Origin of the sequence: Curtobacterium phoenicis (genome assembly GCF_047238015.1) — a bacterium.
GTDB lineage: Bacteria > Actinomycetota > Actinomycetes > Actinomycetales > Microbacteriaceae > Curtobacterium.
Genome location: NZ_JBDFLZ010000002.1, coordinates 3,589,090 through 3,601,700 on the forward strand (window position 1 = coordinate 3,589,090; position 12,611 = coordinate 3,601,700).

The following is a 12,611-nucleotide window of genomic DNA, read 5'->3' on the forward strand; positions in this document are numbered from 1 at the left end:
CGCGCTGGGCGTTGCACGGGTTGTGGGTTGCTGGTTGCGCGTTGCGGTGCACTCGCTGCGGGCTGCGCGCTGCGCCTTGCGCGCTGCGCCTTGCGCGTTGCGCCTTGCGCCTTGCGCGTTGCGCTCAGCGCAGTGGCGGGAGTGTCGCGACCGAGACGCCGACCGCCGAGGCCACCTCGCGGACGCGCTGGTCGAGCTCCTCGCCACGGAGGTGCTTCGGGAAGCCGAACACGACACGGTAGGCGGGCACGTCGATCCACACCGGCGCGTTCGGGTCACCCGCGAGCACCCGGATCGCGTCGACCCGCCCGAAGGCGTACCGACCGACGGCCTTCGCGTCGCCGCTCGCGACCGAGACGACCGCGCCGCGAGGGATACCGATGAGGAGCGTCGGGGTCGATCCGCCGGAGTAGAGGCCGATGCCGTTCCCGTCGGCGACGAGGGTCCCGTAGCCGCGTCGGGGCGCCGATCCGCGGGGCAGGCCGAGGGCGCCCGCCGCCCAGTCGATCTGCTTGCCGAGGTCACGGCTGACCCGCACCGGCACGAGGTGGGCGCCCGGGTGCCGGGCGGCGAGGGCCTGCTCACGGCGCTGGGTGTGCGCGTGGTAGCCGAGGTTGATCAGCTCGAGCAACACGAACACGCCGACAGCGATGCCGACGAGGCTCAGGACGATGCCCTCCGTGGACATGCCCTCCTCGTGCTCCCGGTACGCGAGCAGCCCGAAGCGCAGCACCAGGTACCCGACCAGCACGACCAGTCCGATCGCGCCCCCACGGCGTCGTCCGTTGTTCCCCATCGCGCCAGACTAGGGCCGCGGCCGGGTGGGGCAGGCGTTGCTGCGCGCTCCCTCAGCCGCGGCGGACGCGGAGGCCGTCGAGGAGCACGCGCACCATCGGGTTCGGCGTGCCGTCGGCCCCGGGCGCTCGGTGGCTGAGGTCGCCGATCGCCTGCAGGAGCTCCACCGCGTCGACGTCGGTGCGGACCTCCCCCGTGGCGATCGCCGCGTCGAGGAGCTCGCGCACCACGTGCCCGAGGCGGTCGACGAAGTACCCCGGCAGCGCGTCGAACGCCGGATCGCCGGAGTGCAGTGCCGCCGAGAGCCCCTGCTTGGTCGCGACGAACCGGGTGAACCGGGTGACCCAGCGGTCGAGGGCCTCCCCCGGCGGGTACTCGGCGCGCAGTCGGTCGGCCTCGGCGGCCGTGTCGTCGATCTCCGAGGTGAAGACCGCCGCGACGAGGTCCGCACGCTGCGGGAAGTGCCGGTAGAGCGTGCCCACGCCCACGCCGGCCTCGGCAGCGACCTCACGCACGGGGGCGTCCACGCCGGAGCGGGCGAACACCGTCCGGGCGGCCTGCAGGATCGCGTCGACGTTCTGGCGGGCATCGGCCCGCAGGCGACGCGGTTCGGCGGTCGGCACAGCACACCCCTTGCGTAAGCGGAACGTTGTTCCGTATAGTCGGGACCATCAGCGGAACGTTGTTCCGGATACGAGACTACAGGAGACCGCCATGCAGTACCGCACCCTCGGACGCACCGGCATCAAGGTGACGCCCTACGCGCTCGGCGCGATGATGCTCGGCCAGTTCGGCAACCCCGACCGGAACGAGGGCATCCGGATCATCCACCGGGCGCTCGACGCCGGCATCAACGTCATCGACACGGCGGACCGCTACGGCGACTCGGAGGAGGTCGTCGGCGAAGCGCTCGTCGGCCGACGCGACCAGGTCGTCCTCGCCACGAAGTTCCACGGGCCCGTCGACGACGACGTCAACCACCGCGGAGCCTCGCGTCGGTGGATTGTCGAGGCCGTCGAGCGGTCGCTCCGGAACCTCCGCACCGACCACATCGACCTCTACCAGCTGCACCGACCGGACCCCGACACCGACATCGACGAGACCCTGTCAGCGCTCACCGACCTCGTCCGGCAGGGCAAGGTCCGCGCGATCGGCAGCTCGTCGATGCGCGGCTCGGAGATCGTCGAGGCGCAGTGGGTGTCCGAGCGCCGCGGCTTCGAGCGGTTCCGCACCGAGCAGCCGAACTACTCGATCCTCGACCGGGAGATCGAGCGCGAGGTCCTGCCCGTCGCACAGCGGTACGGCATGGGGACGCTCGTCTACAGCCCCCTCGCGGGCGGTTCGCTGACCGGGCGGTACCGCGCCGGGCAGGCGAATGACGAGTTCCGGGCGAGCACCGGCATGCGGCACTTCCGCGACGAACGACGGCTGGCCGCGATCGAGCAGCTGATCGCGCTCGCGGACGAGACCGGGATCCGGCTCACGCACCTCGCGATGGCGTTCACGATCGCGCACCCGGGCGTGACGTCGGCGATCGCCGGGCCCCGGACGATGGAGCAGCTCGAGGACACCCTGGCGGGCATGGACGTGGTGCTCTCCGACGAGGTCCTCGACCGGATCGACGCGATCGTCCCGCCGGGCGAGAGCATCGGCGCGATGGACATGGTCTACCGCGGGCCTGAGGTGGGCTCCCCCGCGATGCGCCGCCGCCCCGAGGCCGAGCGCGCCGCCGCCTGACGGGCTGGTGCTGGTGCCCCTGGAGGGACTCGAACCCCCAACCGTTTCCTTAGGACGGAACTGCTCTTCCATTGAGCTACAGAGGCTGGCTGGACCACTCTAGCGGCAGAGACCACAAGGCGGACGGGAGGCGCGGTGCCAGCTGGCACCGCGCCTCCCGTCCGTCACCTGCGACAGCGGCGACCGCCGCTACGCGGCGACCAGGTACTCGTCCCAGTCCGCCTGCGGACGCTCGATGCCGCGCACCACCCACGAGGCGCCGTGCGGTGCCCTCGGGCGGAAGCGCAGCCGCCACCCCATCTCCTGCGGCGTGCGATCGCCCTTGGTGTTGTTGCACGCCAGGCAGCAGGCGACGAGGTTCTCCCACGAGTCCTGCCCGCCGCGGGACTTCGGCTGGACGTGGTCGATCGTGGTGGCGTGCCGGTCGCAGTAGGCGCAGCGGTTGCCGTCACGACGGAGGACGCCGCGGCGGGAGACGGGCACGAGTCTGGAGTGCGGGATGCGCACGTACCGGGTGAGGATGATGACGGACGGACGATCGTAGGTCGACGTCGACCCCGTCACCGGGTGGTCGAGGTCAGCGGCGACGATGGCGGCCTTCTGGTTCATGACCAGCACGAGGGCCCGTCGGAACGAGATCACCGCGAGGGGCTCGTAACCGGCGTTGAGGACGAGAGTGCGCATGGGTTCCCTTCCGACGTGCCTGGACGGCTTCCAGGCGGTGCGGGTGCGCCGGGCCAGGGCGTCGCGCAGGTGACCGTCGCTCGCGCGCACGGCCCCGGAACCACGAAGAGCACCACCCGGATGGGCAGTGCTCTCGTCATGACAGGGCGCGCTCGTGCACGCAGGCGGTGGTCGACCATATGTCGACGTGCGCGCGCCGACCCATGGTGCGGGTCGTGCGGAACGCTGACATGAGGTCTCCCTGCTCGCAGCCGAAGGGCCGGTGCAGCGTCAGGATACGTCGGAAACCGGCCCGACACGAGGGTGTGCGGGCCGGTTCCGGCGATGTTCACGGGTTCGACGCATCGAGGTCGCCCGGTGCGCGCTCCGCAGGACCGCAGGAGCGCCGGGGTCGTCAGATCCCGAAGCGGACGATGTGGTAGTCGCTGGTCCAGATCGGACGGATCGACACGGAGCCGCCGGGCTTCGGTGCGTCCATGATCATGCCGTTGCCCATGTAGAAGCCGTCGTGCGCCTCGTTGTTGAAGATGACGACGTCGCCGGGCTGCGCCTCGGACTCGGGGATCGTGGTCCCCGCCTGGTCCTGCAGCGGCACGGAGTGCGCGAGGTTGATCCCGTACTGCGCGTACACGAACATGACGTAGCCCGAGCAGTCGAAGCCGGACGGGTCCGCGCCGCCGAACACGTACGGGGTGCCGATGTACTGCTTCGCGGTGGCGACCACGGCGGGCAGCGAGAACGGGGTGTTCGCGGCCTTCGAGGTCGCGACGTAGTCGGCGGCGCTCGGGCCCGAGTACGAGGCGTACTGCGTGGCGGTCGCCGCGCGGGCCTTCTCGGTCGCGGCGGCCTTCTTCGCGGCATCCGCGGCGGCCTTCGCCTCGGCCTTCTGGGCTGCCTCGGCGTCGAGCGTCGACTGGGCGGTCGCGCCGTAGCCGTCGCGGCTGGTGCCGGCGAGGGCCACCGCGTCGGACACGGAGAAGTTCTGCTCGCCGGTCGTGCGGAGCTGGCGCTGGGCAGCGGCGGCAGCGTCCGAGGGCTGCTGCGTCGACGCGAAGGCGGCCGGGACGGCCATCGTGCCGAACATGCCGGCGGCGACCGTCAGGACGAGGGGCGCGAGGAGGCGGCGCTTGCGGGCCGAGGAGCTGGCCTTCGCCTGCTCGGCGCGCTGGGCGGCCTGCGCGGCGCGGCGTCCGCCGGCGAGGGGCGCGGTCTTGACGGACTGCGGGGCGGCAGCACGGGCGGTGCGTCGGGTGGGGAGTGCCGGGGCGTCGGCGGTGTTCGTCGGGTTCGCGGTCTGGTCGTCCGCGGCGGAACCGTTCAGCGTCAAGGGTGGGATCTCCGGCGCCTCGTCACCACGACCAGGGCATCGCGACGAGCTGGGGGACTCGCCTGACCTGGACCGTGGAACCCCATCCGTTCGTCATCGTTTCCGATCGAGGCAGGAGACGGGTTCGAGACGTCCTGCCACGGGTTCCCGGGTTCGGTGTCGGCCCGGGGACTCGCACGAGTGTACGTGGCCGTCGTTACCTTGTCGAGACGAAACCGCCGATTTGTAACAGAACGGTAAAGGCGAGCAGTGGTCAGTCGTCGCCGCGTTCGATGTACACGTGCTGCGCGACCTCGCTGGGCAGCTCGATGCCCGAGTCCTCGCCCTCGACCCGCACCGCCACGTAGGCCCCGGCACGCTGGACGCTCGCGACCCGGCCCGGCATGACCCCGGCGGTCCGCAGCTGGTGGAGGAGCTCCGGTTCGAACTGCACCGGCTCGCCCAGGCGGCGGATCGTCCCGGTGGCGACGGCGTCCGTGCCCTCGGTCGCGGCCACGATGTTCTGCACGCCGTCGAGGAACCCGCCGGCATCGGGCCCACCGATCTCGGCGAGCCCCGGGATCGGGTTGCCGTACGGCGACTCCGTCGGGTTGCCGAGCATCTCGAGCAGCCGGACCTCGACCTGCTCGCTCATGACGTGCTCCCACCGGCAGGCCTCGTCGTGCACGAACGCCCAGTCGAGCCCGATGACGTCGGAGAGTAGCCGCTCGGCCAGCCGGTGCTTGCGCATGACGTGGGTCGCGCGGGACCGCCCCTCGGTCGTGAGCTCGAGGTGCCGATCGCCGGACACGACCACGAGGCCGTCGCGCTCCATGCGGGCGATGGTCTGCGAGACCGTGGGACCCGAGTGGCCGAGGCGCTCCGAGATGCGGGCCCGCAGCGGGATGATCGCTTCTTCCTCGAGATCGAGGATGGTGCGCAGGTACATCTCCGTGGTGTCGACGAGATCGGTCACGGTCCGCCTCTCTGGTCTCAGGTCCAGCCACCCTACTTGCTCGTGGTGACACTGGAGGACCAACACTTGCACGGGTCAAGGAATGCCCTGGGATACCGCGCCGGTAGGATCGCTCCATGGCAGACATCGTCATCCCGTCCGACCTCCTCCCGACCGACGGACGCTTCGGCTGCGGCCCGTCCAAGATCCGTGGCGCGCAGCTCGAGTCCCTCGTGACGCGCGGGGCGACGATCCTCGGCACCTCGCACCGGCAGAAGCCCGTGAAGGACCTCGTCGGCAGCGTCCGGCAGGGCATCGCCGAACTGTTCCAGGTGCCGGACGGCTACGAGGTCGTGCTCGGCAACGGTGGGTCGACCGCGTTCTGGGACGCCGCCGCCTTCGGGCTCGTCGAGCGTCGTGCGGAGAACCTGTCGTTCGGGGAGTTCGGCTCGAAGTTCGCCAAGGCCGTCGCCGCCCCGTGGCTCGAGGCGCCGCACGTGATCGAGGCCCCCGGTGGGTCGCTCGCCGCCCTCGAACCGGTCGAGGGCGTCGACGTCTACGCCTACCCGCACAACGAGACCTCGACCGGCGTCATGGCGCCCGTCGTCCGCGCCGAAGGCGACGCCGGCGCGCTGACGATGGTCGACGCCACGAGTGCTGCCGGCGGCGCGGCGTTCGACGTGTCCGCCACCGACGTCTACTACTTCGCGCCGCAGAAGAACTTCGCGTCCGACGGCGGCCTCTGGCTCGCGCTGTTCTCCCCCGCCGCGATCGAGCGGGTGGAGCGCATCGCTGCGTCGGACCGGTACATCCCGGAGTTCCTGTCGCTCAAGAACGCCGTCGACAACTCCCGGCTCGACCAGACGCTCAACACCCCGGCGCTCGCGACCCTGCTGCTCCTCGACGATCAGGTCCGCTGGATCAACGAGTCGGGCGGCATCGCGTGGGCCGACGCCCGGACGAAGCAGTCCTCCGGCACCGTCTACGACTGGGCGGCGTCGGTCGACTTCGCGACGCCGTTCGTGTCCGAGCCGTCGCACCGGTCGCAGGTCGTGGCCACGATCGACCTCGACGACACCGTGGACGCCAAGGCCGTGGCCGCGACGCTCCGCGCGAACGGCATCGTCGACACCGAGCCGTACCGGAAGCTCGGTCGGAACCAGCTCCGCATCGCGACGTTCACGGCCATCGAGCCGGAGGACGTCACCCAGCTCACCAAGGCGATCGAGTACGTGGTGGGCGAGTTGTCGCGCTGACAGGCGTCCTGCACGGACGGGAGGCGCGGTGCCAGCTGGCACCGCGCCTCCCGTCCGTTGCTGGTCGCGTCGCGGACGACGCTCGTACCGTCAGGACCGGTGGTGGTCCGGGTCGACCTCGCCGGCGTCCAGACGGTCGAACTCGAGGTCGTCGTCCGGGTCGACGGGACGGACGCGCGGCGTCCGACGTCGCCGACCACGAGCGGGCACGGCCGGCTCGTCGTCAGCGTCGTCATCGTCCGACTCGTCGTCGTCCGGATCGTCGTCGAGCTCGTCGACGTCCACGCCGTCGAGGTCGTCGTCGTCCGACTCGCTCAGGTCGTCCTCGTCGGCGTCGAAGTCGTCGTCGTCCGACTCGTCGTCGTCCGCTTCGTCGTCGTCCGGGTCGTCGTAGTCGGCGTCCTCGTCGTCGTCATCGTCCGACTCGTCGTCGTCCTCGTCCGACCCGTCGTCCCCGTGCGCATCCTCGCCCTCCTGCGCCGCGCGGTACTCCGCGAGCCGCTCGGACCACGGCACCCACTCGGGCGCGACGAGCGAGCCGTCACCGGGCATGAGCTCGACCTCGAGCACGGTCGGCTCGTCGTCGCCGATCTTCGCGACCGAGACCGTCCACCGCCAGCCGGGGTAGCCCGGCATCCGGTTGGCGAAGCGGAGCGACACGACGTCCTCGCCCTCGTCCACGGCATCGACGAAGGCGCCGACGGTCGAGTCCGGCGTGACCTCGAGCAGGGCGGTGCGCGCCAGGCGCTCGTACTCGTGCGTGGGCATCAGGCGTCCAACTGGTCGGCGACGTGGCGGAGGATCGCAGCGATGCGGTCCCCGTTCTTCGGGTAGCGGCCGTGCCGGAAGTCGCCGCTGATCCGGTCGAGCTCCTTCACGAGGTCCTCGACGATCACGGCCATGTCATCGGCGGAGCGACGGGACATCTTCGACAGCGACGGCTGCGGGTCGAGGAGCCGCACGGACAGCGCCTGCGAGCCCTTCTTCCCCTGGACCACGCCGTACTCGAGTCGCGAGCCGGCCTTCACCGTCGTGACGCCGTCCGGCAGCGAGGACGCGTGCAGGAACACCTGGTCGCCGTCGTCGCCGGTGATGAACCCGAACCCCTTCTGGTCGTCGTAGAACTTGACCTTGCCGGTGGGCATGCGTGGACTCCTCGTGGTCGTGGAACGGCCGTGGTGCGTCGGATATCCTGGGTCGATGGCCAAGCCGACCCGATCCACCGGGACCCCCCGCGCCGCAGCGGACCCCTCGGTGACGTTCAATCGTACCGAACGCGTCCTCGGGTTCATGGTCGGCGGGATCTTCATCGCCGCCCTCCTCTGCCTCGTCGCGGTGATCGTGATGTGGCTGACGGTCCCGAGCGCCGGGGGGTCGATGCCGTGGCCGGTCGTCATGGCGATCCCACTGGTCGGACTCCCGATCGGCATGCTGCTGCTGTTCGTGCTCCTGGGCGTCGTCTGGACGCGTCGGGCCCGCGAGAACCGGACGTCTCGCTGAGGTCCCGGACCTTCGACGGAGCGGACGGACGATGACGACCACCGCTGACCTCGCCGCCCGGCTCCGGGCCATGCCCGACGACGCACTCGAGCGCCTCGTCGTCGCCCGCCGGTTGCCTGCGGCCTCGCTCGCCGAGAGCGGCCCGCAGCACATCGCGGACTTCTTCGACCTCGCCGAGGCGCTCCGGACCGACGACGCGGTCGACGCCGCGATCGAGCACCTGCCGCGTGCGGCACTCCTCGCCCTCCGCGACGGCGACGCTCCGGGTGCGCTCGCGCCCGCGATCGCACTCGGCCTCGCCGACGCGGACGGCGGCGTCGACGACGCGGTGTCCGCCCGCCTGGCCGCCCACCCCGACCTGGTGGACGCGGCAGACCAGCCGGGAGGCCCGGCACCGGTCCGTCCCGCCGCCCCCGTCGACGACGACACGGCCCGGGCGACGGGTGCCGAGCACGCGTTCGGCACGATGACGGTGCTCGCCGAGTTGCTCCGTGCGGTCGACGCCGGCGAGGTGCGCGAGCTCGTGAAGGGCGGCATCGGGACGCCGCTCGCTCGGACGCTCGGCGAGCGACTGGGCACCGACCCCGAGGTCGTCCCCGACCGTCTCACCCTCCTGCGCCGGACCGGGCTGGCCGCGCTCGACCACGGCACATGGAGCGTCACGGACGCCGGCGAGGCGTGGCTCCTCGCGCCGTGGGCCGAGCGGTGGACCACCCTCACGGATGCGTGGCGGGCCGCACTCGACCCCGCCGTGCGCGAGGTGCTCGACCTCGCCGGCGCCGACTGGCACGACCTCGTCGCGACGGGGCGCTGGGCGTACCCGGCAGGCGCCCGGTGGCTCGACGCCGAACTCCTCACGGTGGCGGGCACGGGGAGCGCGCTCGGCCTCGTGGTGGACGGCGCGCTCACGACCACGGGAGCCGCGCTGCTCACCGGCGCCCCGGACGCAGCCGACCGTGCCGATGCGGACCTCCCGGACACCGTGCCGGGCGTGTACCTCCAGCACGACCTCACCGTCATCGCACCCGGGCCGCTCGCCCCGGTGGACGACGCCGAACTCCGCGCCGTCGCGACGCTCGAGGCGCCGGGCCTCGCCGCACGCTACCGGGTGTCGGAGGAGTCCCTCGCCCGGGCCTTCCGGTCCGGGCTCGACCGCGACGCGGTGCTCGGGCGGTTCGAACGGCTCTCGGTGTCGGGCGTCCCCCAGCCGCTCGCCTACCTCGTCGACCAGGTCGCCGAGCGCGACGGGAGCATCGTCGTCGACACCGGTCCGGGCGGCGTCGGGTCGGTCGTCCGGGGCACGGCCGACCAGCTCGACCTGATCGGCGTCGACGCCGAGCTCCGGCAGGTGTCGTGGGAGCGCCCGGACCTCACCACGCTGACCACCCGCTACCCGGCGCAGGTCGTGCACACCGCGCTGCGCGAGGCGCGCTACCCGGCCGTGCTGACGGCCGCAGCCCAGGCGACCGTGGAGGGCGTGCCTCCCGTCCGCCGCGCCGGGGGACGCGACCCGCGCGAGGCAGCCCGTGCGCTCGTGGAGCGCCTCCGGCTGACGACCGAGCGGGCCGAGGGCGAGCCGGAGCAGGAGTGGCTCGGGAGACAGATCGACCTCGCGGTGCGCGGACGCACGCCCATCCGGCTCACGGTGCGCATGCCGGACGGCTCGGAGCGACCGTTCTCGATCGTCCCGACCTCGGTCGCGGCCGGTCGTGTCCGCGGCAAGGACACGGCGGTGGACGTCGAGCGGACGCTCCCCCTCTCCCTCGTGGTGGCTGTGGAGAGCGACGCCTGATCCACACCCCGGCCGGTGCGCAGGCGGAGCGCCTAGGCTGATCCGTCATGAACGGACCGCTGATCGTGCAGAGCGACCGCACCGTGCTGCTCGAGGTGGCACACCCCGACGCCGAGGACGCACGCCACGAACTCGCGGTGTTCGCGGAGCTCGAACGCGCCCCCGAGCACGTCCACACGTACCGCATCACGCGGCTCGGTCTGTGGAACGCCCGGGCGGCCGGGCACCACGCCGAGTCGATGATCGACACGCTCGAGCGGTTCGCGAAGTTCCCCGTCCCGCAGAGCGTGACGGTCGACATCCGCGACACGGTGTCCCGCTACGGCCGGCTCGTCATCCGGCGCGAGGAGCGGCCGGACGCACCCGCGATCGCGAACTCCCCGGGTGAGGAGCTCGAGCGGCAGCCGATGCTGCTCCTGACGGCGACCGACCCGACGATCCTCGCCGAGGTCACGCGGTCGAAGCGCATCAAGCCACTCCTCGGCGACCAGCGGTCCCCGAACGAGATCGAGCTGCAGCCGTGGGCCCGCGGCCAGGTCAAGCAGGAGCTCGTGAAGCTCGGCTGGCCGGCGGAGGACCTCGCGGGCTACACGCCGGGGCAGCCGCACGCGATCGACCTCGCGACCGCCGACTGGCACCTCCGGCCGTACCAGGAGCAGGCCGTCGACACCTTCTTCGCGCAGGGCTCCGGGGTCGTGGTGCTCCCCTGTGGCGCGGGCAAGACGCTCGTCGGTGCCGGCGCGATGGCGACCGTCAAGGCGACGACGCTCATCCTCGTGACGAACACCGTCTCCGCCCGGCAGTGGCGCGACGAGCTCCTGCGTCGGACGACGCTGACCGAGGACGAGATCGGCGAGTACTCGGGCTCCGTGAAGGAGATCCGTCCGGTCACGATCGCGACCTACCAGATCCTCACCGCGCGGCGGAAGGGCGAGTACACGCACCTGTCGCTCCTCGACGCGCTCGACTGGGGGCTCATCGTGTACGACGAGGTCCACCTCCTGCCCGCGCCGGTGTTCAAGCTCACCGCCGACCTGCAGGCGCGTCGGCGTCTCGGCCTCACCGCGACCCTCGTGCGCGAGGACGGGCGCGAGGGCGACGTGTTCTCGCTCATCGGGCCGAAGCGGTACGACGCGCCGTGGAAGGAGATCGAGGCCCAGGGCTACATCTCCCCCGCGTCCTGCTACGAGGTCCGCATCGACCTGCCCCACGGCGACCGGCTCGAGTACGCGGCGTCCGGCGACGACGAGCGCTACCGACTGGCCGCGACGACGCCCGCGAAGACCCCGGTCGTGCGCGAGCTCATCGAGAAGCACCGGGGCGAGCAGATCCTGGTGATCGGGCAGTACATCGACCAGCTCGACTCGCTCGCCGAGTCGCTCGACGCGGCGGAGATCACCGGGGCGACCCCGGTCGACGAGCGCGAGCGGCTCTTCCAGGCCTTCCGCACGGGCGCGATCGACGTGCTCGTGGTGTCCAAGGTCGCGAACTTCTCGGTCGACCTGCCCGACGCGACCGTGGCGATCCAGGTGTCGGGCTCGTTCGGCTCCCGACAGGAAGAAGCGCAGCGCCTCGGTCGGCTCCTCCGCCCGAACAAGGACGGCCTGCCCGCGTCCTTCTACACGCTCGTGACGCGGGACACCGTCGACCAGGACTTCGCACAGAACCGGCAGCGGTTCCTCGCCGAGCAGGGGTACTCGTACACGATCCTCGACGCCGACCAGGTGGCCACCGCCGCGTAGCGCGCCGTCGCCGAGCGACGCCGTGGCAGGTGACCGGAGGGCGGACGGGAGGCGCGGTGCCAGCCTGCACCGCGCCTCCAGTCCGTCCCGTGCTCACGCACGCGCCGCTCACAGGAAAGCCACAAGGAACGGTCAGAAGATGGGGCCATGAGCGATGGCCCCAAGATCCTGATCGTCGATGACGAGCCGAACATCCGCGACCTGCTGACGACCTCCCTGCGCTTCGCCGGTTTCGCCGTGCGTGCCGTGGGCAACGGCGCGCAGGCCATCTCCGCCGTGCTCGAGGAAGAGCCGGACCTCATCATCCTCGACGTCATGCTCCCCGACATGAACGGCTTCGGCGTGACCAAGCGCCTCCGTTCCTCGGGCTACACGTCGCCGATCCTCTTCCTCACGGCGAAGGACGACACCGAGGACAAGATCACGGGCCTCACCGTCGGCGGCGACGACTACGTGACCAAGCCGTTCTCCCTCGACGAGATCGTCGCCCGCATCAAGGCCATCCTGCGTCGCACGATGAACGACGAAGAGGACGCCATCATCCGCGCCGGCGAGCTCACGATGGACCAGGACACCCACGAGGTCACCATCGGCGACGCGCAGATCGAGCTCTCCCCCACCGAGTTCAAGCTGCTCCGCTACCTCATGCTCAACCCGAACCGGGTGCTCTCGAAGGCGCAGATCCTCGACCACGTGTGGGAGTACGACTTCAACGGCGACGCGGGCATCGTCGAGTCGTACATCTCGTACCTCCGCCGCAAGCTCGACCAGTACTCGGCCGAGCCGGTCATCCAGACCAAGCGCGGCTTCGGCTACATGCTCAAGGCGGCGAAGGCCTCCTAGG

The 12,611-nt window shown here is 71.5% G+C and carries 13 protein-coding genes and 1 tRNA gene; 6 read left to right on the forward strand and 8 right to left on the reverse strand.

Annotated elements, in window-relative coordinates; genetic code table 11:
- Positions 1-124 precede the first annotated feature (124 nt).
- A complete protein-coding gene (locus ABC270_RS17225) occupies positions 125-796 on the reverse strand; it encodes a hypothetical protein (RefSeq protein ID WP_412881935.1) in 672 nt (223 codons plus the stop codon).
- Between the two features lie 52 nt (positions 797-848).
- Positions 849-1,418, reverse strand: coding sequence for a TetR/AcrR family transcriptional regulator (locus ABC270_RS17230; RefSeq protein ID WP_412881936.1), 570 nt, complete (start codon positions 1,416-1,418; stop codon positions 849-851).
- A gap of 91 nt (positions 1,419-1,509) precedes the next feature.
- On the opposite strand from ABC270_RS17230, the gene ABC270_RS17235 reads away from it, so the two are divergent.
- Positions 1,510-2,532: an aldo/keto reductase gene (locus ABC270_RS17235; protein ID WP_412881937.1), complete on the forward strand. Its 1,023-nt coding sequence runs from the start codon at positions 1,510-1,512 to the stop codon at positions 2,530-2,532.
- An 11-nt stretch (positions 2,533-2,543) separates the two neighbouring features.
- On the opposite strand, the gene ABC270_RS17240 is transcribed toward ABC270_RS17235, so the two are convergent.
- The 4 genes from ABC270_RS17240 to ABC270_RS17255 form a co-directional block, all read right to left on the reverse strand.
- Positions 2,544-2,618 (reverse strand) — tRNA-Arg (locus ABC270_RS17240).
- A 103-nt stretch (positions 2,619-2,721) separates the two neighbouring features.
- The gene (locus ABC270_RS17245) at positions 2,722-3,216 is read right to left on the reverse strand and encodes an HNH endonuclease (RefSeq protein ID WP_290133744.1); all 495 of its coding nucleotides are present in this window, start codon (positions 3,214-3,216) and stop codon (positions 2,722-2,724) included.
- A gap of 394 nt (positions 3,217-3,610) precedes the next feature.
- Positions 3,611-4,543, reverse strand: a complete 933-nt coding sequence (locus ABC270_RS17250) for a C40 family peptidase (RefSeq protein ID WP_412881938.1) — start codon at positions 4,541-4,543, stop codon at positions 3,611-3,613.
- Positions 4,544-4,796: 253 nt separating this feature from the next.
- A complete protein-coding gene (locus ABC270_RS17255; RefSeq protein WP_412881939.1) occupies positions 4,797-5,498 on the reverse strand; it encodes an iron-dependent transcriptional repressor DtxR in 702 nt (233 codons plus the stop codon).
- A gap of 116 nt (positions 5,499-5,614) precedes the next feature.
- On the opposite strand from ABC270_RS17255, the gene serC reads away from it, so the two are divergent.
- Positions 5,615-6,733 carry a phosphoserine transaminase gene (gene serC / locus ABC270_RS17260; RefSeq protein WP_412881940.1) on the forward strand — a complete coding sequence of 373 codons (1,119 nt, stop codon included), beginning with the start codon at positions 5,615-5,617 and terminating at the stop codon, positions 6,731-6,733.
- A 90-nt stretch (positions 6,734-6,823) separates the two neighbouring features.
- On the opposite strand, the gene ABC270_RS17265 is transcribed toward serC, so the two are convergent.
- Both ABC270_RS17265 and ABC270_RS17270 read right to left on the reverse strand, forming a co-directional pair.
- The gene (locus tag ABC270_RS17265) at positions 6,824-7,501 is read right to left on the reverse strand and encodes a DUF3027 domain-containing protein (RefSeq protein ID WP_412881941.1); all 678 of its coding nucleotides are present in this window, start codon (positions 7,499-7,501) and stop codon (positions 6,824-6,826) included.
- Positions 7,501-7,878 (reverse strand): cold-shock protein, encoded by a 378-nt coding sequence (locus ABC270_RS17270; protein WP_412881942.1) that lies wholly within the window; start codon positions 7,876-7,878, stop codon positions 7,501-7,503. Before ABC270_RS17270 ends, ABC270_RS17265 begins: the two co-directional genes overlap by 1 nt.
- Positions 7,879-7,933: 55 nt before the next feature.
- Between ABC270_RS17270 and ABC270_RS17275 the strand changes: the two genes are divergently transcribed.
- The 4 genes from ABC270_RS17275 (at position 7,934) to ABC270_RS17290 (ending at position 12,610) form a co-directional block, all read left to right on the forward strand.
- Positions 7,934-8,233, forward strand: coding sequence for a hypothetical protein (locus ABC270_RS17275; RefSeq protein WP_412881943.1), 300 nt, complete (start codon positions 7,934-7,936; stop codon positions 8,231-8,233).
- Between the two features lie 31 nt (positions 8,234-8,264).
- Positions 8,265-10,025 (forward strand): helicase-associated domain-containing protein, encoded by a 1,761-nt coding sequence (locus tag ABC270_RS17280; RefSeq protein ID WP_412881944.1) that lies wholly within the window; start codon positions 8,265-8,267, stop codon positions 10,023-10,025.
- A 47-nt stretch (positions 10,026-10,072) separates the two neighbouring features.
- The gene (locus tag ABC270_RS17285; protein ID WP_412881945.1) at positions 10,073-11,767 is read left to right on the forward strand and encodes a DNA repair helicase XPB; all 1,695 of its coding nucleotides are present in this window, start codon (positions 10,073-10,075) and stop codon (positions 11,765-11,767) included.
- Between the two features lie 147 nt (positions 11,768-11,914).
- A complete protein-coding gene (locus ABC270_RS17290) occupies positions 11,915-12,610 on the forward strand; it encodes a response regulator transcription factor (protein WP_022903465.1) in 696 nt (231 codons plus the stop codon).
- Position 12,611 lies beyond the last annotated feature (1 nt).

Excerpts from the sequence above, each read along its gene's own strand:
- ABC270_RS17225 (WP_412881935.1), bottom strand. The coding sequence starts at position 796 with ATGGGGAACAACGGACGACGCCGTGGGGGCGCGATCGGACTGGTCGTG.
- ABC270_RS17235 (WP_412881937.1), top strand. The coding sequence starts at position 1,510 with ATGCAGTACCGCACCCTCGGACGCACCGGCATCAAGGTGACGCCCTAC.
- ABC270_RS17245 (WP_290133744.1), bottom strand. The coding sequence starts at position 3,216 with ATGCGCACTCTCGTCCTCAACGCCGGTTACGAGCCCCTCGCGGTGATC.
- serC (WP_412881940.1), top strand. The coding sequence starts at position 5,615 with ATGGCAGACATCGTCATCCCGTCCGACCTCCTCCCGACCGACGGACGC.
- ABC270_RS17265 (WP_412881941.1), bottom strand. The coding sequence starts at position 7,501 with ATGCCCACGCACGAGTACGAGCGCCTGGCGCGCACCGCCCTGCTCGAG.
- ABC270_RS17270 (WP_412881942.1), bottom strand. The coding sequence starts at position 7,878 with ATGCCCACCGGCAAGGTCAAGTTCTACGACGACCAGAAGGGGTTCGGG.
- ABC270_RS17275 (WP_412881943.1), top strand. The coding sequence starts at position 7,934 with ATGGCCAAGCCGACCCGATCCACCGGGACCCCCCGCGCCGCAGCGGAC.
- ABC270_RS17280 (WP_412881944.1), top strand. The coding sequence starts at position 8,265 with ATGACGACCACCGCTGACCTCGCCGCCCGGCTCCGGGCCATGCCCGAC.
- ABC270_RS17285 (WP_412881945.1), top strand. The coding sequence starts at position 10,073 with ATGAACGGACCGCTGATCGTGCAGAGCGACCGCACCGTGCTGCTCGAG.
- ABC270_RS17290 (WP_022903465.1), top strand. The coding sequence starts at position 11,915 with ATGAGCGATGGCCCCAAGATCCTGATCGTCGATGACGAGCCGAACATC.